A 16,703-nucleotide genomic window follows, 5' to 3' on the forward strand; every position below is an offset into this window, starting at 1 on the left:
TCACCGGAGCCTGCTGGAGGCCAGGACGGACACCAGGTGCAGCACCGTCTGGAGGAGCGCGATGCCGGCCAGTACGGCGACGCCGAGCCGGGTGTAGAACAGGTCGCCCCGCATCTGGTCCAGCACGGCCAGCACCAGGATCAGCAGCGACGCCTCGATGCCGAGGATCAGCCGGTGGAACTTCAGCGCCGCCGCGGCCCGGCGGGCCAGCGCCACACCGGAGGAACGCGGCTCCGCCGCCGCCTCCTTGACGGGCTCCATGCCCGCCTGGTGACGGGCGACCCCGACCAGGTCCGTCTCGGCCTTGATGAGGATGGCGCCGAGCGCCGCGAGGGTGCCGAGGAAGGCCCAGAGCCAGTCGATCCGGCCCCCGCCCCACAGGTCCGCGGCACGCAGGCCGAAGCCCACCAGGACCGCCGCGTCGCAGAGGTACGCGCCGACCCGGTCGAGGTACACCCCGGACAGGCTGTACTGCTTCTTCCAGCGGGCCACCTCGCCGTCGACGCAGTCGAGCAGCAGGTACAGCTGGACCGCGACCACGCCGAGCACCGCGCCCCAGATGCCCGGCACCAGCAGGGCGGGCAGGGCGAGGACGCCCGCGAGCGTCATCAGGTAGGTCAGCTGGTTCGGGGTGACCTTCGTGCCCACCAGGACACGGGTGATGCGCAGGGAGACCTCGCGCATGTACAGGCGGCCGCCCCAGTGCTCACCGCTGCGCCGGTCCTTCACACCCGGGGGGTGCACGACCGGGCGGAGTTCAGCTACCGATGGTCTTGGCATAGTCGGAGTAGGCGTCCCTGATCTCGGCGACGGACAGGTTGAGGTGCTCCAGGATCGTGAAGCGTCCCGGACGGGTCTGGGGGGCGTACTCGACGGCCGCGACGAACTCGTCCACGCTGAACCCGATCTCCTCGGGCAGCACGGGCAGCCCGTGGTTGCGCAGCACCTCGGTGAAGAGGCCGGCCTGCTCGCGGGAGCCCCTGAGGTGCATCGCGAAGGCCGCGCCCAGGCCCACCTGCTCGCCGTGGAGCGCGGAGCGCCCCGGGTAGAGCAGGTCGAAGGCGTGGCTGATCTCGTGGCAGGCCCCGGAGGAGGGGCGGCTGTCGCCGCTGATCGACATGGCGATGCCGGACAGCACCAGCGCCTCGGAGAGCACGGTGAGGAACTCGTCGTCCCCGCAGCCGCCCGGGTGGCGCAGCACGGACTCGCCGGCGGTACGGGCCATGGCGGCCGCCAGGCCGTCCACCGCCTCGCCGGTGATCTCGTGCGACAGCTCCCAGTCCGCGATGGCGGAGATGTTGGAGATCGCGTCGCCGATGCCGGCCCGGATGAACCGGGACGGCGCGTCCCGGATCACGTCGAGGTCGATGACCATCGCGATCGGGGTGGGCACGCCGTAGGAACCGCGCCCGTTGTCGTTGTCCAGGATGGACACGGGCGAGCAGATGCCGTCGTGGGAGAGGTTGGTGGCCACGGCCACCATCGGCAGGCCGACCCGCGCCGCGGCGTACTTCGCCACGTCGATGATCTTGCCGCCGCCCAGGCCGACCACGGCGTCGTACCGGCGGCCCTTTATGTCGTCGGCGAGCTTGACCGCGGAGTCGATCGTGCCGTCGACGACCGGGTACCAGTCGGCGTGCGGGAGTACGGGCTCCAGCTTGGCGCGCAGCGCCTGGCCGGACCCGCCGCTGATCGCGATCGCCAGCTTCCCCGATGCCGAGATCCGCTGGTCGGCCAGGAGGCCGGCCAGGTCGTCCATGGCGCCGCGGGAGATGTCGACGACGACCGGCGACGGGATCAGCCGCGTCAGTACTGGCATGCGATCTTCCGGCCCTTGGCGAGGTCGTCGTGGTTGTCGATCTCGACCCACTGGACGTCGCCGATCGGGGCCACGTCGATCGTGAAGCCGTTGTTGACGAGGTGCTGGTAGCCGTCCTCGTAGTACAGGTCGGGGTCGCGCTCGAAGGTGGCCTTCAGCGCGTCGGCGAGGGCCTCGGCGGCCTCCGGCTCGATCAGGGTGACGCCGATGTACTCGCCGGTCGCGGTGGCCGGGTCCATCAGCTTGGTGATCTTCTGGACGCCCTTGCCGTCGGCGGTGATGACCTTCATCTCCTCGTCGGCCAGGCTCTTGACCGTGTCGAGGGCGAGGATGATCTTCTGGCCGTTGCCGCGGGCGGCGAGCAGGGTCTGCTCGACGGAGACCGGGTGGACGGTGTCGCCGTTGGCGAGGATCACGCCCTGCTTGAGGACCTCACGCGCGCACCACAGGGAGTAGGCGTTGTTCCACTCCTCGGCCTTGTCGTTGTCGATCAGCGTGATGTTCAGGCCGTACTTGGCCTCCAGCGCGGCCTTGCGCTCGTACACGGCCTCCTTGCGGTAGCCGACGACGATGGCGACGTCGGTCAGCCCGACCTCGGCGAAGTTGCCCAGGGTCAGGTCGAGGACCGTGAGGCTCTCCTCCTGGCCTTCGGGGCCGACGGGCACGAGGGCCTTGGGGAGGGTGTCGGTGTAGGGACGCAGACGGCGTCCGGCACCGGCGGCGAGTACAAGGCCGATCATGCTGGTTCTCCTTCGTCATGTACGGCGGGTGCTCCGGAAGAGACCCAGAAGCGGATGCTCTCCACGAGCACCACGAGTGCCACGAACACGGCCAGGGCCGTGAGCGCGACGGGGAAGTCCGTGTGCGCGAGGACTGCGGCGAGGACCACGGTCACCAGGACCCGGCCCTCGTGGCCGCCGGTCGTCCGCACCAGCCAGTGCGGGGGCGCGCCGGTGCCACCGCGGATGCGGTACACCGTGTCGTAGTGATGGTAGGCGACCGCCGCCACCAGCCCGAAAGCCGCGGGAAGGGCACCGTTCACCTCGGCCTTGGCGGCCAGGACCAGGACGGTGCCGTACTCGGCGGCCCGGAACAGGGGCGGGACCAGCCAGTCCAGGGGGCCGGCGAGCGGGCGGGCGACCGCGAGCCCGGCGAGCAGGACGTAGCCGGCCGCGAACGGGACGAGCGTGCCGCTGCCGAAGGGCAGCCACAGGGCGGCACCGATGATCAGCAGGGCGGCGAGCAGCGCGGGGGCGACGGCGGGGCCGGGGAGCCGCACCGCGCGGGCGGCCAGCTCGGCCAGCGGGCCGGAGTCGGTCAGGTCGTACAGGGCCCGCGCGGCGCGCTCGGTCCGCTTCGCCTTGCGGGTGAGCGAGCGCAGGACACGGCCGGCGGTGGTGTAGAGGGCGCCGAAGGCGCAGCCGACCAGCAGGGCGTAGAAGGTGATGCGGGGGGTGGTGAACGCGGTCAGGACCGCGATCATCGCCCAGCGCTCGCCGATCGGCAGGATGATCATCCGCCGGGCCCAGACCGTCCAGCCGACGCTGTCGAGCCGGTCGGAGAGCGCCGCGGTGGGGCTGGTGTTCGCCGTCGCGTCGTGGTTGGCCTCGTTGAAGGCGAAGTCGACCACGTGCCGGCAGGTCATCAGGATCATCGCGCCGAGCGCGAGGGCCCACACGTCGTCGCCGTTGCGGGCCGCGCCGAGCGCCAGGCCCGCGTAGAAGGAGTACTCCTTGGCCCGGTCGAAGGTGGCGTCGAGCCAGGCGCCCAGCGTCGAGTACTGGAGCGAGTAGCGGGCCAGCTGGCCGTCGGTGCAGTCGAGCACGAACGAGACCAGCAGCAGCACGCCCGCGGTGACGTAGCCCCAGCGCTCGCCGGTGGCGGCGCAGCCGGCCGCGATCAGCGCGGTGAGCAGCGAGGCGGTGGTGACCTGGTTCGGGGTCAGCCCGCGGCGCGCGCACCAGCGGGCGACGTAGCGCGAGTACGGGCTGATGAAGAAGGTGGTGAAGAAGCCGTCGCGGGACTTCACCGCGGTGCGCAGCCGCACCGCCTCGTCGTCCACGGCGGCGACCGCGGCGTCCGCGACCTCCCGCTCGGCGCGGGACTCGGGCACGGCGGCGACGAGGGTGCCCAGCTCGGGGCGCTGCACCGCGGTGCCGCCGGCCTCGATGACCTCGGCCAGCTCGTCCGGCAGGCTGTGCGCGGGCGCGGTGGCCCGGGCCAGCGCCCGGTCGAGGCCGGGGCGGGCGGCGGGCTGGACGCCGAGGGCGCCCGGGACCGCGGCCGCGGCGAAGCGGGGGTCGGTCAGGGCGAGGCGCAGCGCGTGCCGGTGGCCGGTGAAGCGGCTGTCCACCACCGCGACGCGCTCCCCCGCGGGGACTGCGGCCAGCAGGGCTCCGGTGTCACCGGGGCCGGCGGCGATCCGTACGTCGAAGCCGAGGGCACGCAGATCGCCTTCGAGCGGCGATCCGGGTACCGGCGGGCCGGTGAGGATGGCGGTCGACAGACGGACTCACTCCTTGGGACGGGCGCCCCAGGGGGCGGGCTGCACGTCGGCAGAGGCTATCGGATGAGAGGAAGCGGACGTTCACCGCCCGTTTACGCCCCGACAATCCGACGATCTCCGGCTCGGCGGCCCTCGTGATCATCATGGTCGATACGCCGTCCCGGGGACAAACGCCGGGGATGTTAGGCTCGGTACACGGACGCCCCCGCACACCGGGTGCGTCGCGCCGGAACCGTGAACGTGATGAAGGAGGTGGGTTGATGACCGTCGTGATGTGCGCCACCACGCGTGGTGCCGACCGGTTCATCCCCATCTCCCGGGTGTCCGGCCAGGCCTGATCCGACTGCGGTACGTCGCCTCGCGGCGACCTGCGCGGAGGGCCGTCGGCCGGAGCCCCCTCTCTTAGGGTTCACGTTGACCGACCACACCCACGACGCTTCCGCGTCCTCTTCCTCCTCCTCTTCTTCTTCCTCTTCCACCGCCTCCGCCTCCTCCCCCGCCTTCTGGGAGGCGTTCTTCGAGCTGCACCACGGGCTGCCCCGGCAGGGTCCCGGCTCCGACGCCACCACCCGCCGGCTGCTCTCCCTGGCCGGACCGCTGCCCGAGCGGCCGCGGATCCTGGACCTGGGCTGCGGCCCCGGCCGCTCCGCACTGCTCCTCGCCGCCGAGGCCGGCGCCGAGGTGACCGCCGTCGACCTGCACGAGCCGTTCCTCGACGAGCTGCGGGCCGCGGCACGCGCCCGCGGGCTCGACGGACGGATCCACACCGTCAAGGCGGACATGGCGGACGTCCCCTTTCCGGATGGTTCCTTCGACCTCGTCTGGGCGGAGAGCTCCGCGTACATCGTCGGCTTCGACACCGCGCTGGCCACGTGGCGCCGGCTGCTCGCGCCCGGCGGCACGCTCGTGCTGACCGAGTGCGAGTGGACCGTCGACGAGCCGTCCGCGGCGGCCCGCGCCTTCTGGGACCCGCACTGCCCGCTGCGCACCGAGGACCGGAACCGGGCGGCCGCGGCCGCGGCCGGCTACCACGTGGTGGGCGTCGTCCCGCAGCCCGAGTCCGACTGGGACGAGTACTACGGACCGCTCGCGGCCCGCGCCGACGAGGCCGACCCCTCCGCGCCCGGGATGGCGGCGGCCCTCGCCGCCACCCGCGAGGAGATCGCCATGCGGCGCGAGCACGGCGGCGACTACGGCTACACCGGGTACGTGCTGCGGCCGTGGGGCACGCGGTGGCGGGTGCGCCCCGAGCGGGCGGACGACCGGGCCGCCGTACACGCCGTGCACGCGGCCGCCTTCGAGACGCCGATGGAGGCCGACCTGGTCGACGCGCTGCGGGAGGACGACGCCTGGCTGCCCGGGCTGTCGTACGTCGCCGAGGCGCCCGACGGGTCGGTGGCCGCGCACGCGCTGCTGACCCGCTGCCACGTCGACGGGGTCCCGGCCATCGCGCTGGCCCCGGTGGCGAGCCTGCCGGGCGCGCAGCGGCAGGGCGCCGGGAGCGCGGTGGTGACGGCACTGCTCGACGCGGCACGGGCTGCCGGCGAGCCGCTGGTGCTGGTGCTCGGGCATCCCGGCTACTACCCGCGGTTCGGGTTCGTCCGGGCCTCGCGGTACGGCATCCGGGCGCCGTTCGACGTACCGGACGAGTACCTGATGGCGCTCGTGCTGGACGGCTCCGCGGCCGTACCGGCGGGGACGCTGGCGTATCCGGCGCCGTTCGGGGTCTGAGGCTGGTGCCGGTCGGGGCTCAGGTCCGGGCTGAGGGCTGAGGTCCGGGCTGCGGTTCCGGGCTGAGGGCTGAGGTCCGGGCTGCGGTTCCGGGGGCCCCGGCCGGAGCCGGTCCGGAGGTCTGCCCCCCGTCGCATAGCACGCGGCGGGGGGGCAGACATGCGCGGATCACCGAAGTGCGGACAAGACGCTCGGGTACGGCAGACTGAAGGCCGAAGACCGAAGCGAAGGATGGTTATGCCGATCACCTCAGCCACCGCCGCGAGCAGCGCGTCCAACGGCACCGCCCCCGAGCCGATCATGCTCGAACTGGTCGACGAGTCGGGCAACACCATCGGCACCGCGGAGAAGCTCTCCGCGCACCAGGCGCCCGGCCGGCTGCACCGGGCCTTCTCCGTGTTCCTCTTCGACGAGAAGGGGCGGCTGCTGCTCCAGCAGCGGGCCCTCGGGAAGTACCACTCCCCCGGCGTCTGGTCGAACACCTGCTGTGGCCACCCCTACCCGGGTGAATCACCGTTCGCCGCGGCGGCCCGCCGCACGTACGAGGAGCTGGGGCTGTCGCCCTCGCTGCTCGCGGAGGCCGGTACGGTCCGCTACAACCACCCCGACCCGGCCTCGGGTCTGGTGGAGCAGGAGTACAACCACCTGTTCGTGGGACTCGCGCAGGCGGCGGTGCGGCCGGACCCGGAGGAGATCGCCGACACCGCGTTCGTCACCGCGGACGAGCTGGCCAAGCGGCACGCGGAGGACCCGTTCTCCGCGTGGTTCATGACCGTGCTCGACGCGGCGCGTCCCGCGATCCGCGAGCTGACGGGGGACGCGGCAGGCTGGTGAGGCACGGACCGCCGGGACCTGGTGGCTGCGGACGGTCTGGCCGGTGAGGTCCGGCCGGGGCGCGGTGGGCTCGGCCCGGCGGACGTGTGCCTCGGCACACCGTGCCCTCAGCACGCCGTGCCCTCAGATCGCCCTCAGAGCATCGCGGTGAGCGGCAGGGCCGCCCAGATGACCTTGCCGCCCCCGGCCGTGTGCTCGACGTCGCAGGTGCCGCCGGAGAGGGCGGTGATCTCCCGGACGAGCAGCAGGCCCCGGCCGCCGGTCTGGCCGAAATCCGCCTCCAGGGCCTTGGGCCGGTACGGGTGGTTGTCCTCGACGGCCACCCGTACCCAGGCCGCGCCGATGGCCACCTCGACGGCCACCTCGGGCGAGAGCAGGGCCGCGTGCCGCACCGAGTTCGTGACCAGTTCGGACACGATCAGCAGCAGCGAGTAGACCAGGTCCTCCGAGGCCGCGACGGCCTGGCGGGCGAGCAGGTCACGTACGGCGCGGCGGGCCTGCGGAACGGATTCTTCAGTGGCGGGTGCGGTGAACCGCCAGACTCCCTCAAATGTGGGGGGCACGGTCGGGGGTGGTGCGTCCATGTCCCGGCCCCCGTCTTCACGCTCGATCGTCTCCACAGTTCAAGGGTGGGGAAGGAGAGGGACCGGGCCGGGAGCCTGACCAGAAGTCAGCGCCATTCGGACACCTTTTGACCGCTGGCTTATGACAGCGTCAGTTGTTCGACCGCTCCTGATCTTCCGCGCCGCCCTTCCCGGCCACCGCGCCGGGGCCCTCCGCGAGGCTCAGCGCCTTGCGTGCGCCCAGGCTCACGGCGAGCAGGCTCAGCCCGTCGAAGAGCAGGGCGATCGAGAAGAACGTACCGATCACGTACAGGCTGTCGTCCGGCCAGCGGCTGAGTACGAGGAAACCGAGCAGGATCCCGAAGGCGCCCTGCACGAGCGCCAGACCGAACTGCGGCCCGCGCACCACCAGGGCGCCCACCAGACGGAACACCCCGCCGACGAGGAACAGCAGGGCGGCGAACATGGTGAGGGCCTCGGCGGTCGCCTCGGGGCGGCGCAGGATCACGAAGCCGGCGGCCAGGTTCACCGCGGCCACCACCACGGCCAGCCAGAAGAAGTTGCTCTTGCGCGACTGGAACGCCTGGACCAGCCCGACCACGCCGCCGATCAGCAGCAGCCAGCCGAACAGGAACATCGAGGTCAGCGACGCGACCCCGGTGTACACGAGGCCGACCAGACCGGCCACGACCAGGACCGCCCCGAGCGCGGCGAGCAGCCCGAAGCTCCGGCGCAGGCGCCGGCCCTGCCGGCGGGCGTCGTCGGGGGCCGGGGTGGTGTCGCCTTCGTCGCCGCGGTTGCCGTTCGCGGGGCGGTCGGCTCGGTCAGGGGCCATCGGCGCGTCTCCTCCCAGACCCCCCGCCGGACTCCCTTGATCATAGGAGCGGCCGGCCGGGATAGCATCCGGCGCATGGACCGCCAGGAAGAGCGTCAGGACGAGCACCGGGACGAGCGTCAGGACGAGCACCGGGACACGCCGCCGCCCCGCCCGGAGGCCGAGCTCGGGCACTCGGTGGCCGAGGTCAGGCACTCGGTGGCCGACGGCGTGGCCACCGTCGTCATCGCGCACCCCGCGAAGCGGAACGCCATGACCGCGGCGATGTGGGCCCGGCTGCCCGGACTCCTCGACGAGCTGGCCGCCGACCCGGCGGTACGTGCCCTGGTGCTGACCGGCGCCGGTGAGACCTTCTGCGCCGGGGCGGACATCTCGGGCCTGCGCGACGACGACGCCCCGCAGCGGCTCGCGCTCGCGGCCGAAGAGGCCCTGGCCGCGTTTCCCAAGCCGACGATCGCCGCGATCCGCGGCTACTGCGTCGGCGGCGGGTGCCAGCTGGCGGTGGCCTGCGACCTCAGGTTCGCCGAGGAGGGCGCCGCCTTCGGGATCACCCCGGCGAAGCTCGGCATCGTCTACCCGTCCGGCTCAACGCGCCGGCTCGCCGCCCTGGCCGGTCCGTCCACCGCCAAGTACCTGCTGTTCTCCGGCGAGTTGATCGACACGGCGCGTGCACTGCGGACGGGGCTGGTGGACGAGGTGCTGCCGGGCGGCGAACTGGCCAAGCGGGTGGGCGAGTTCACCCGTACCCTCGCGTCCCGCTCACAGCTGACGCAGGCTGCGGCCAAGGAGTTCGCCAACGGCCGCACCGACCGCGACGCGCACTGGGCGGAGCAGGCACGCGAAAGCGACGACACCGCGGAGGGTGTCGCCGCCTTCCTGGAGCGCAGGGCGCCGCGCTTCACCTGGACCGTCTGACCCCCGTCCGGACGGTCTGTGCTGCTGAGGGGCTGTACTACTGGAGGATGAAGCGGGACTTGGCGCGCCACTCCTCGACCAGGTCGGCGGGCGCCTTGTCCGGCGAACCCGCGTCGTACGGGGGCTGGGGGTCGTACTCCGTGAGCAGCTGGACGGCCTGGGCGGTGCGGTCGCCGGCCATCCGGCCGAGCAGCGTCAGGCCCATGTCGATGCCGGAGGAGACACCGGCGGCGGTCACGTACTTGCCGTCGATGACCACGCGTTCGCCGGTCGGCTCGGCGCCGTAGCCGCGGAGCGTCTCCAGGGCCAGCCAGTGCGAGGCTGCGCGCCGCCCCTTCAGCAGGCCGGCCGCGGCCAGCAGCAGCGACCCGGTGCAGACGGAAGTGGTCCAGGTGCTGGTGGCATCGGCCGCACGCAGCCAGTCCAGCAGCACCGTGTTCCCCATCTGCGGCGTCTGGCCCGGTCCGCCGGGCACGATGACGATGTCGGGGTTCGGCACCTCGGCGAGGGTGCGGTCGGCGACCAGGGCGAGGGAGCTGTTGTCGTTGCGCACCGGGCCGGACTGCTCGGCGACGAACACCGTCTCGGAGCCCGGGAGGCGGCTGAGGATCTCGTAGGGGCCGACGGCGTCGAGGGCGGTGAAGCGGTCGAAGAGCACGATCGCGATCTGCACGGTGGGGCCTCCTGGTGGAGTTCTGGCGGGTGGGTTGGCGGGTTGGCGGGTTGGTGGGTGGGTGGGTGGGTGGGGCTGGCGCGTCTCGTCTCTAGTGCGGCGTGGGGCTGAAGCGGCGGCGGTACTCGGCCGGCGACTGGCCCAGGGTCTTCACGAAGGCGCGGCGCAGCGCCTCGGGGGTGCCGTAGCCGCAGGTGCGCGAGATCTGCGCGATCCCTTCTGTGCTGTCCTCCAGCAGCCGCCGGGCGTGCTCGATCCGGATCCGTTCCACGTACCGGCCGGGCGTCACCCCCGTCTCGGCCTGGAAGGCGCGGGCGAAGTGGCGCGGTGAGAGCTGTGCACGGGCGGCGAGCGCCTCGACGGACAGGTCGGAGCCCGGGTGCTCGCCGATCCACCGCTGCACGTCGCGCAGGGGTTCCCGCTGCGCGGTCTGCGCGGCGAGCTGGGCGCTGAACTGCGCCTGGTTGCCGGGGCGGCGGAGGAAGACGACCAGGTGGCGGGCGATGGTCAGCGCGAGGTCCCGCCCGTGGTCCTCCTCGACCAGGGCGAGGGCCAGGTCGATGCCCGCCGTGACCCCGGCCGAGGTGGCGACGTTGCCGTCGCGCACGAAGATCGGGTCCGGGTCCACCTCGACCGCGGGGTGCTCGCGGGCCAGCTGGTCGCAGACCGTCCAGTGAGAGGTGGCGCGGCGCCCGTCGAGGAGCCCGGCCGCCGCCAGCAGCAGGGCGCCGCTGCACACCGACATCAGGCGCGGGGTGCCCGGGCCCCGTTCGCGCAGCCAGTCGGCCAGGCGCGGGTCGATGTTCCGCGTGCCGGGACCGCCGGGCACGAGGAGCGTGTGCGGGCGGGGCGCGTCGGCGAGGTCGAGGTCGGGCACCAGGGTGAGGCCGCTGGAGGTGCGCACGGGTGCTCCGCCGAGGGAGGCGGTACGGATCTCGTACCCGTCACCGGGGCGCCCGACGGAGGCGCCGGCGAACACCTCCACGGGCCCGGTGACATCAAGACTCTGTACGCCGTCGAAGAGCACGACCAGCACGGTTCGCTTCGCCATGTCTTCATCGTGGGGTGGGAGCGAGATGGCCGCAACGACGGGCTTCCCACCTTTCCTGCCATGGGTTCCCGGGGGGCGTGGGGTGAAGCGGGCGGGAGTACGGGGGTACCTCCCGGGCCGGAGCGGGGAGGTGGGCGGGGGTAGGCAGGGCAGTATCCCCTGGGCCGACCTCAGCGAACTGGACGCATCTGGGGCCGGGGTGCAGCCCCGCCCCACGGGGCGGACGCGTCAGCGTCCGTAGGCCCACCAGCCGGCATAGCGGCCTCCGGGCCGCCTGCGCCCCTTCATAAGCCGCCAACGATCGCTACGCGCTCCTGCCTCACGGCGACAGACAGCCGTCTTGGGCGGGCAGATGTCGCCAGCGATCGCTACGCGCTTCTGAGATCTCAGCGGCTGTCGGTCATCTCGTGGAACTCGGGCATCAGGCCGCGGAGGGTGCCGATCTGGCCCAGGTGGGCGAAGGAGTCGGCGATCTGGCCCTGAAGGCGGAGCTCGACGGTGTCGGCGGTGCCGAGTGTGGGACTGGGCGCAATGCGGTGGAGATCTTCCGCGGGGGCCGACGACAAGTAGTTCTCTGCCAGTTCGTGCACGGAATCGAGATAGGAGAGCAGGAGAGGGCCACCGGGGCTGAGGAAGGCGTTCATCTCGTCCGTCGAGTGACCGAATCCCGTGTCGGACGGGTCCGCAGGCCGGCCGAACCGGTCAGCCCACCCACCCGACAACCAGAGTTGGGGCCGGCCGATGACCTCGGAGAGGTTGCGGTCTTGACCTCGCGCGACGTGCCAGACGAGCCACGCAGTGCTGTTGCTGTCGGACGACGGCCGCCAGTTGAGTTCACGTTCCCCCAAGCCCTCGACTGACTGCGCCAGATCAATCCGAACTCGCCGGAAGAGACCCAGAGCCAATGCCTGCCAACCACCTGCCACGCCCATCACCTTCCCTCAGTTCACACAAATCGACTCCGCGGAGAGCCGATCCCCGACTCTGCCATCCCATCACCGCACATTTCCCCCCGATATCCGCAGCCGCCAAGACCAGAGCAGCGCGTGCCGGTCACGGGCGGCAGCCCTCACCGCCGACGGCCCGCCGGCCGCCGAGACGTGAGAAGCACGTCTCGGCGGCCGGCGGCCTATGTCCGGCCCCAGACGGCCGTCCGCCGCCCTGAGGCAGGAGCGCGTAGCGATCGTGGGCGGCTTATGAAGGGGCACCGGCGGCCCGGAAGTCGCTGAGACGGGCGGAGGGCCTACGGACGCTGACGCGTCCGCCCCATGGGGCGGGGGCCCACCCCGGCTCCGGGCACCGGGTGCCGACACCGGGGCTCCCGGCCGGTGCCCGGGTGGCGGAGCCACCGGGCACGCCCCATCGCTACTGGCCGGCCGTCGGCTTTGCCCCCTGACCGTCCCTCCTGGAGCCTCCCGCCACTCGTCGTACGCCCGGGGCGGGGTGGGCGGTCAAGGGTGGAACGAAGTGGAATCGCCGAAGGCGACGCGGAGCGCCCTTGACGGCCCGCCCCGCCCCGGAAACACCCTCAAGTGGCGGGTGGCTCCAGGACCCACCCACAACACCGGCCCACTGCGGATGCCCCCGGCCCACAAGGTGCCGCGTGCGCGTGTGTGACGCCCCCGGCCCACACCATGCCGCGCACGTGCGTGGGGTGCCCCCGGCCAGCAACGTGCCGCGTGCGCGTGTGGGATGCACCCGGCCCACACCCATACCCACCACCGCCCCGCACCCCCCACCGCCCGACACCCACCCCATACCCCCTTCCCCACATACCAACCAGTCGGTAACCTGCCTCCATGACCACACCCACCACCCTCACCGCGCGCGACGCGCGGCGGTGTCATCACTCCGCCGTCAACCCGTTCCACTCGGCGCACTACTTCTCGCCCGACTACGCCGAGCAATTCGCGGCGCTCGGGTTCGAGGACCACAACGCGGCCTACCTCGTGGGCCGGGCCGCGGCGATGGGGGCCGTGGGAGCGGGCGCCGTGGCCGCGGCCTTCTACAACTTCAGCCACGGCATGATCAGCCGGCACCTGCCCGCCGCCTGGACAGTTGCCTCCCCCGAGGAGGTGCTGGCCACCCGGCTGCGGGTCGCCGACGCCTCGTTGCGGCGGCTGCTCGGCGACGAGGTGCTCGCCTCGGCGGAGCTGGCCGAGGCCGCCGGGCTGGCGCTGCGCGCCGCCGAGGGCTGCACCCGGCACGCCCGCACCCTGTACGCGGCGCACGCCGACCTCCCGGTCCCCGAGGAGCCGCACCTCGCGTACTGGCACGCCGCGACCCTGCTGCGCGAGCACCGGGGCGACGGGCACCTCGCGGCCCTGCTCGCCGCGGGTCTGGACCCGGTGGAGGCCCTGGTCAGCCACTCCGCGACCGGCAAGGGCATGTCGACGCGCTGGCTGCTCAGCACGCGCGGCTGGAGCCAGGACGACCTGGACGCGGCCGCCGCGCGGTTGCGCGGGCGCGGGCTGCTCGGCCCCGAAGGGGAGTTGACCGAGGCGGGCGTCCGGCTGCGCGCGGAGCTGGAGGACCGTACCGATGAGCTCGACCTCGCCCCGTACGCGCACCTCGGCGCCGAGGGCGTGGCCCGTCTCACGGAGCTGGGCCAGGGCTTCGTCCTCAGGCTGGTGACGGCCGGGGCGTTCCCCGCCGGGCTCCTCGGCAAGGGCTGACCCACCCGCCGGCCTCCCCGCCGAGACTGACCTCACCCACCGGCCTCCCCAGCACGGGCCGACCCATCCACCGGCCTCCCCGGCAAGGGCTGACCCATCCACCGGGCTCCCCCCGGCAAGGCCGACCCCACCCCCGGCCTCCCCGCCAACGACTGACCTCGCCCCCCCGCCCGCCTTACCCCTCCCCTGCACCGCACCTGCCACAATGCTGACCTCAAGTTCAGCGAGAAGGCGGTAACGGAACGTGACGGCAGCCACCCAGTCCATCGAAGGCCGGATCGCCGAGGAGCTCGGCGTACGGGAGCGGCAGGTGAAGGCCGCCGTCGAGCTGCTCGACGGCGGCTCGACGGTGCCGTTCATCGCTCGCTACCGCAAGGAAGCGACCGAGATGCTCGACGACGCCCAGCTGCGCACGCTGGAGGAGCGGCTGCGGTACCTGCGGGAGTTGGAGGACCGGCGCAGGGCGATCCTCGACTCGGTGCGGGAGCAGGGCAAGCTCGACGCCGAGCTGGAGGCCCGCATCCTGGCGGCCGACACCAAGGCCCGCCTGGAGGACATCTACCTGCCCTTCAAGCCCAAGCGGCGCACCAAGGCGCAGATCGCGCGCGAGGCCGGCCTGGAGCCGCTGGCCGAGGGCCTGCTCGCCGACCCGTCGGTGGAACCGGCCGCCGCCGCGGCCGCGTTCGTGGACGCGGACAAGGGCGTGGCCGACCCGGCCGCCGCCCTGGAAGGGGCGCGGGCGATCCTCACCGAGCGCTTCGGCGAGGACGCCGACCTGATCGGCGAGCTGCGCGAGCGGATGTGGACGCGCGGACGGCTCTCGGCGAAGGTGCGGGACGGCAAGGAGGAGGCGGGCGCGAAGTTCGCCGACTACTTCGACTTCGCCGAGCCGTTCACGGCGTTGCCCTCGCACCGGGTGCTCGCCATGCTGCGCGGCGAGAAGGAGGAGGTCCTCGACCTCACGCTGGAGCCGGAGGAGCCGTCCGAGACCCCGGGCCCCTCCTCGTACGAGGGCCTGGTCGCGCACCGCTTCGGGATCGCGGACCGGGGCCGTCCCGGCGACAAGTGGCTGGCGGACACGGTGCGGTGGGCCTGGCGCACCAAGATCCTGGTGCACCTGGGCATCGACCTGCGGCTGCGGCTGCGGCAGGCGGCGGAGGACGAGGCGGTGCGGGTGTTCGCGGCGAACCTGCGCGACCTGCTGCTGGCCGCCCCGGCCGGCACGCGCGCCACGCTCGGCCTGGACCCGGGCTACCGCACCGGCGTGAAGGTGGCCGTGGTCGACGCCACCGGCAAGGTCGTGGCGACGGACACCGTCTACCCGCACGTCCCGGCCAACAAGTGGGACGAGTCCCTCGCGAAGCTGGCGCGGCTGGCGAAGGAGCACGCGGTCGAGCTGGTCGCGATCGGCAACGGCACCGCCTCGCGGGAGACCGACAAGCTGGCCGCCGACCTGATCACCCGGCACCCGGAGCTGAAGCTCACGAAGGTGATGGTCTCGGAGGCGGGCGCGTCGGTGTACTCGGCCTCCGCGTTCGCCTCGCAGGAGCTGCCCGGTCTGGACGTCTCGCTGCGCGGCGCAGTGTCCATCGCCCGCCGCCTGCAGGACCCCCTGGCCGAGCTGGTCAAGATCGACCCGAAGTCGATCGGTGTCGGCCAGTACCAGCACGACCTGTCCGAGGTGAAGCTGTCGCGCTCCCTCGACGCGGTGGTCGAGGACTGTGTGAACGGCGTGGGCGTGGACGTGAACACCGCCTCCGCCCCTCTGCTCGCCCGGGTGTCGGGCATCAGCGGCGGCCTGGCGGAGAACATCGTGGCCCACCGCGACGCGAACGGGCCGTTCCGCAGCCGGAGGTCCCTGAAGGACGTGGCGCGCCTGGGCCCGAAGGCGTACGAGCAGTGCGCGGGCTTCCTGCGGATCCGCGACGGCGAGGACCCGCTGGACGCCTCCAGCGTGCACCCGGAGGCGTACCCGGTGGTGCGGGCGATGGGGAAGAAGGCGGGCGGCGAAGTGGCCGCGCTGATCGGGAACACCTCGGTGCTGCGGTCGCTGCGGCCGGACGAGTTCGTGACGGAGGCCTTCGGTCTGCCGACGGTCACGGACATCCTGCGCGAGCTGGAGAAGCCGGGGCGCGACCCGCGTCCGGCCTTCAAGACGGCCACCTTCAAGGAGGGCGTGGAGAAGATCGGCGACCTGGCGGCGGGGATGGTGCTGGAGGGCGTGGTGACGAACGTGGCGGCCTTCGGCGCGTTCGTGGACATCGGCGTCCACCAGGACGGCCTGGTGCACGTCTCGGCGATGTCGAAGACGTTCGTAAAGGACCCGCTGGACGTGGTGAAGCCGGGCGACATCGTGCGGGTGAAGGTCATGGACGTGGACATCCCGCGCAAGCGCATCTCGCTGACGCTCCGGCTGGACGACGAGGTGGGCGCGGACCAGTCCGGCGGCGCCCCGGGCCGCGGCGAGCGGGGCGACCGGGGTGCGCGCGGCGGCGACCGCGGCGGTGACCGGGGTGGCGACCGGGGCGGGCGCGGCGGTGACCGCGGCGGCCAGGGCGGCCGTCCGCCGCAGCAGCGAGGTGGCGGCGGGGCCGGCGGCCGTGGCGGTGCGCGCCGGGACTCCGCTCCCGCGCCGGCGAACAGTGCGATGGCCGACGCCCTCCGCCGCGCGGGCCTCACGGGCGACCAGGAGGGCCGCGGCCGGCGCTGAGCCGGCCGGGCCGGGCACGTGGGCGGGCTCCGGGCGCGTACGGAGGCGGGGCTCCGGGCGCGTACGACGGCGGGCTCCGGCCCCGCCCGCGCGCGCCCGGGCCCTCCGTGCCGGCGTACGGGCTGACGCGTGACGGCGTACGGGCTGACGCGTGCCGGCGTACGGGCTGACGCGTGACGGCATACGGGCTGACGACCAGCCCCCTGACCGGGCCGGGGCGCGGGACCTGCGGGTTCCGTGCCCCGGCCCGTCGTTTTGCCTCCCGGGCAACGCCTCGCACCCGCACATCCGTCCCCCACGGGAACAGGTGGCTGGATCGGGACCGTCGGCCCCGCCTCGGCCTTGCCAACTGGGCAGCAAGATCTGTAGGGATGACGGTGAGACCGTCCGC

Annotated in this window: 14 protein-coding genes; 5 read left to right on the plus strand and 9 right to left on the minus strand. The window is 73.1% G+C overall.

The window, feature by feature from the left end; genetic code table 11:
- From ACIQUQ_RS23505 to ACIQUQ_RS23520, 4 genes are read right to left on the minus strand one after another with little or no spacing between them, the layout of a single operon-like run.
- A complete protein-coding gene (locus tag ACIQUQ_RS23505) occupies window positions 1-780 on the minus strand; it encodes a CDP-alcohol phosphatidyltransferase family protein (protein WP_403978995.1) in 780 nt (259 codons plus the stop codon).
- Window positions 758-1,819 carry an iron-containing alcohol dehydrogenase family protein gene (locus ACIQUQ_RS23510; RefSeq protein WP_403978998.1) on the minus strand — a complete coding sequence of 354 codons (1,062 nt, stop codon included), beginning with the start codon at window positions 1,817-1,819 and terminating at the stop codon, window positions 758-760. The genes ACIQUQ_RS23505 and ACIQUQ_RS23510 overlap by 23 nt, the downstream gene beginning before the upstream one ends.
- On the minus strand, window positions 1,807-2,559 hold the full coding sequence (locus ACIQUQ_RS23515; RefSeq protein WP_403979001.1) for a sugar phosphate nucleotidyltransferase: 753 nt from the start codon (window positions 2,557-2,559) through the stop codon (window positions 1,807-1,809). Before ACIQUQ_RS23515 ends, ACIQUQ_RS23510 begins: the two co-directional genes overlap by 13 nt.
- A complete protein-coding gene (locus ACIQUQ_RS23520; RefSeq protein ID WP_403979236.1) occupies window positions 2,556-4,325 on the minus strand; it encodes a DUF5941 domain-containing protein in 1,770 nt (589 codons plus the stop codon). Before ACIQUQ_RS23520 ends, ACIQUQ_RS23515 begins: the two co-directional genes overlap by 4 nt.
- A 522-nt stretch (window positions 4,326-4,847) precedes the next feature.
- Between ACIQUQ_RS23520 and ACIQUQ_RS23525 the strand changes: the two genes are divergently transcribed.
- A complete protein-coding gene (locus ACIQUQ_RS23525; RefSeq protein WP_403979239.1) occupies window positions 4,848-6,056 on the plus strand; it encodes a GNAT family N-acetyltransferase in 1,209 nt (402 codons plus the stop codon).
- A gap of 237 nt (window positions 6,057-6,293) precedes the next feature.
- On the plus strand, window positions 6,294-6,890 hold the full coding sequence (gene idi, locus ACIQUQ_RS23530) for an isopentenyl-diphosphate Delta-isomerase (RefSeq protein ID WP_403979004.1): 597 nt from the start codon (window positions 6,294-6,296) through the stop codon (window positions 6,888-6,890).
- 134 nt (window positions 6,891-7,024) lie between these two features.
- On the opposite strand, the gene ACIQUQ_RS23535 is transcribed toward idi, so the two are convergent.
- Together ACIQUQ_RS23535 and ACIQUQ_RS23540 are read right to left on the minus strand one after the other, a co-directional pair.
- On the minus strand, window positions 7,025-7,474 hold the full coding sequence (locus ACIQUQ_RS23535) for an ATP-binding protein (protein ID WP_403658013.1): 450 nt from the start codon (window positions 7,472-7,474) through the stop codon (window positions 7,025-7,027).
- 130 nt (window positions 7,475-7,604) lie between these two features.
- Complete coding sequence (locus tag ACIQUQ_RS23540) at window positions 7,605-8,288, minus strand: HdeD family acid-resistance protein (protein WP_403979006.1); 684 nt, start codon at window positions 8,286-8,288, stop codon at window positions 7,605-7,607.
- Window positions 8,289-8,363: 75 nt separating this feature from the next.
- Here ACIQUQ_RS23540 and ACIQUQ_RS23545 point away from each other — a divergent pair, with 75 nt between their 5' ends.
- A complete protein-coding gene (locus ACIQUQ_RS23545; RefSeq protein WP_403979009.1) occupies window positions 8,364-9,203 on the plus strand; it encodes an enoyl-CoA hydratase/isomerase family protein in 840 nt (279 codons plus the stop codon).
- 37 nt (window positions 9,204-9,240) lie between these two features.
- Here ACIQUQ_RS23545 and ACIQUQ_RS23550 read toward each other — a convergent pair whose 3' ends face one another.
- The 3 genes from ACIQUQ_RS23550 to ACIQUQ_RS23560 all read right to left on the minus strand — a co-directional run bounded on the left by ACIQUQ_RS23550 (window position 9,241) and on the right by ACIQUQ_RS23560 (window position 11,853).
- The gene (locus ACIQUQ_RS23550) at window positions 9,241-9,876 is read right to left on the minus strand and encodes a DJ-1/PfpI family protein (protein WP_403979011.1); all 636 of its coding nucleotides are present in this window, start codon (window positions 9,874-9,876) and stop codon (window positions 9,241-9,243) included.
- Between the two features lie 91 nt (window positions 9,877-9,967).
- Window positions 9,968-10,927, minus strand: coding sequence for a GlxA family transcriptional regulator (locus tag ACIQUQ_RS23555; protein WP_403979014.1), 960 nt, complete (start codon window positions 10,925-10,927; stop codon window positions 9,968-9,970).
- A 386-nt stretch (window positions 10,928-11,313) separates the two neighbouring features.
- Window positions 11,314-11,853 carry a DinB family protein gene (locus ACIQUQ_RS23560; RefSeq protein ID WP_403979017.1) on the minus strand — a complete coding sequence of 180 codons (540 nt, stop codon included), beginning with the start codon at window positions 11,851-11,853 and terminating at the stop codon, window positions 11,314-11,316.
- Between the two features lie 873 nt (window positions 11,854-12,726).
- On the opposite strand from ACIQUQ_RS23560, the gene ACIQUQ_RS23565 reads away from it, so the two are divergent.
- Both ACIQUQ_RS23565 and ACIQUQ_RS23570 read left to right on the plus strand, forming a co-directional pair.
- The gene (locus ACIQUQ_RS23565; protein ID WP_403979020.1) at window positions 12,727-13,602 is read left to right on the plus strand and encodes a hypothetical protein; all 876 of its coding nucleotides are present in this window, start codon (window positions 12,727-12,729) and stop codon (window positions 13,600-13,602) included.
- A 244-nt stretch (window positions 13,603-13,846) separates the two neighbouring features.
- A complete protein-coding gene (locus ACIQUQ_RS23570; protein ID WP_403979023.1) occupies window positions 13,847-16,312 on the plus strand; it encodes a Tex family protein in 2,466 nt (821 codons plus the stop codon).
- Window positions 16,313-16,703 lie beyond the last annotated feature (391 nt).

The sequence above is a fragment of the Streptomyces sp. NPDC101118 genome (genome assembly GCF_044759445.1).
GTDB lineage: Bacteria > Actinomycetota > Actinomycetes > Streptomycetales > Streptomycetaceae > Streptomyces.

Excerpts from the sequence above, each read along its gene's own strand:
- ACIQUQ_RS23515 (WP_403979001.1), bottom strand. The coding sequence starts at position 2,559 with ATGATCGGCCTTGTACTCGCCGCCGGTGCCGGACGCCGTCTGCGTCCC.
- ACIQUQ_RS23545 (WP_403979009.1), top strand. The coding sequence starts at position 8,364 with ATGGACCGCCAGGAAGAGCGTCAGGACGAGCACCGGGACGAGCGTCAG.
- ACIQUQ_RS23555 (WP_403979014.1), bottom strand. The coding sequence starts at position 10,927 with ATGGCGAAGCGAACCGTGCTGGTCGTGCTCTTCGACGGCGTACAGAGT.
- ACIQUQ_RS23510 (WP_403978998.1), bottom strand. The coding sequence starts at position 1,819 with ATGCCAGTACTGACGCGGCTGATCCCGTCGCCGGTCGTCGTCGACATC.
- ACIQUQ_RS23505 (WP_403978995.1), bottom strand. The coding sequence starts at position 780 with ATGCCAAGACCATCGGTAGCTGAACTCCGCCCGGTCGTGCACCCCCCG.
- idi (WP_403979004.1), top strand. The coding sequence starts at position 6,294 with ATGCCGATCACCTCAGCCACCGCCGCGAGCAGCGCGTCCAACGGCACC.
- ACIQUQ_RS23540 (WP_403979006.1), bottom strand. The coding sequence starts at position 8,288 with ATGGCCCCTGACCGAGCCGACCGCCCCGCGAACGGCAACCGCGGCGAC.
- ACIQUQ_RS23535 (WP_403658013.1), bottom strand. The coding sequence starts at position 7,474 with ATGGACGCACCACCCCCGACCGTGCCCCCCACATTTGAGGGAGTCTGG.
- ACIQUQ_RS23565 (WP_403979020.1), top strand. The coding sequence starts at position 12,727 with ATGACCACACCCACCACCCTCACCGCGCGCGACGCGCGGCGGTGTCAT.